This is a genomic window from Pseudarthrobacter raffinosi (assembly GCF_023913735.1).
Classification (GTDB): domain Bacteria; phylum Actinomycetota; class Actinomycetes; order Actinomycetales; family Micrococcaceae; genus Arthrobacter; species Arthrobacter raffinosi.
Map to the genome: position 1 here is coordinate 1 of NZ_JAMXBH010000053.1, position 1,838 is coordinate 1,838.

Consider the following 1,838-nt stretch of genomic DNA (forward strand, 5'->3'; position numbering starts at 1 on the left):
CCTAGGACGCTGCTGAACAATTTGGGTGGTTTAAGGCGCGCCTGCTGGACTTGCCGGGCTGGTCGTTAAGACTGGTTGGATGCAAGGTATTGAGGACGCCCAGCGCGGGTTTTTGGATGTGGAGGCACTGGCCGGGGAGTTGTTGGCCCCGGGTAGTGCCTTCGCGTTTTTGGCTGAACACCGGGGCCGGTTGTTTCCGGATTCGATGATGGAGGACCTTTTCACGTCATCGAGGGGCCGTCCCTCGATCCCGGCGTCGGTGATCGGTTCGGTGCTGGTTCTTCAGGCGTTGGAGGGACTCTCGGACCGGGGAACGGCCGAGGCGTTGACCTTTGATCTGCGGTGGAAGGCGGCGTGCGGGTACGGGCTCAACGAAGCTGCATTCCATCCGTCTACGTTGACGTATTGGCGCAAGCGGCTGGCCGCGAGCGGGCGTCCGCACCGGATCACCGATGCCGTCTTTGAGGTCATCGCGGCGACCGGAGTGTTGAACGGCCGGCACCGCCGGGCCGTGGATTCCACGGTCCTGGATGATGCCGTGGCCCGGCAGGACACCATCACCCAGCTGATCGCCGTGATCCGCCGTTTCGGCCGGGACGTCCCGGACGGGGCGAGCCTGCTCGCGGTCCACGCCACCGGTTATGACTACGCCAGGGTCGGGAAGCCCGAGATTGCCTGGGATGACCGGGAAGCCAAGAACGCGCTGATTTCCGCCCTGGTCACGGACGCGCTGGCCCTGTTGGACGCCGTTGACCCGGGCTCCCTGGAGGGCAGGGCCCATGAGGCGTATGCGCTGCTGGCGCTGGTCGCCGGGCAGGACGTGGAACCGGCCGATGGCTCGGACGGCACGGACGGGCGCTGGCAGATCGCCCGAAGGGTCGCCAAGGACCGGATCATTTCCACCGTGGACCCGGAGGCCCGGCACGCGCACAAGTCCCGCTCCGTGCTCCGCGATGGATACAAGGCCCACATTGTGGGGGAACCCGAAACCGGGCTGATCACCAACGCGGCCATCACGAAGGCCGCCGGGGAAGGATCGTCCGACGCCCAGGCCGGCAAGGAACTGCTTGCCGCCGACCCGTCCATGGAGCAGGGCGCCGCATACCAGGTCCTGGGTGACTCGGCATACGGGTCAGGAGACATGCTCGAACACCTGGAAACCGCCGGGAACCAGGCGCTCGTGAAACCCAAACCGCTGCGCCCCGCCGTTGCCGGCGGATACACCCTCGATGACTTCGCCCACGACCCTGAGACAGGGACGATGACGTGCCCGAACGGTTTGGTCCGCAAGATCAGCTCCAAAGGCAACGTGAACTTCGGGGCCGGCTGCAACAGCTGCCCGCTGCGTGAGCAGTGCACGAAGGCGAAGAAGGGCCGCAAACTCGTTATCACCGAGCACCACGGCCGGCAGCGCGCCCACCGGGCTGCAGCGAAGGAGTCCGGCTTCCAGCAGGACTACCGGCAATACCGGCCCTTGATCGAACGATCCATAGCCTGGCTCGTCGCCGGGGGCAACCGGCGCCTGCGTTACCGGGGCACTGTGAAGAACAACGCATGGATCCAGTCCCGCGTTGCCGGGCTCAACCTCAAACGACTCCTGAAACTGGGCCTCACCAACGACAACGGGGCTTGGGCGATGACCTGAACCGGCCAGTGCGGCGCAGCGCCACGGGCACCGCCGCCCCGGCCGATGCAACCAGCCAAAGGGCCTCCCGACGGTCCAGAAAATGGGCAGAAACCGGATCGTCGGATGCCCACTGAAAAAGGTTGAGGGGCCGGTTCGGGCGGCCATACCCGAACCGGCCAATCAAATGGCGCTTAGTTCAGCGCAGTCCTAG

The 1,838-nt window shown here is 65.8% G+C and carries 1 protein-coding gene; it reads left to right on the forward strand.

Annotated elements, in window-relative coordinates; all coding sequences use genetic code 11:
• The first annotated feature begins 79 nt into the window (after positions 1-79).
• The gene (locus NG698_RS21520; RefSeq protein ID WP_252612317.1) at positions 80-1,645 is read left to right on the forward strand and encodes an IS1182 family transposase; all 1,566 of its coding nucleotides are present in this window, start codon (positions 80-82) and stop codon (positions 1,643-1,645) included.
• Positions 1,646-1,838: the final 193 nt, after the last annotated feature.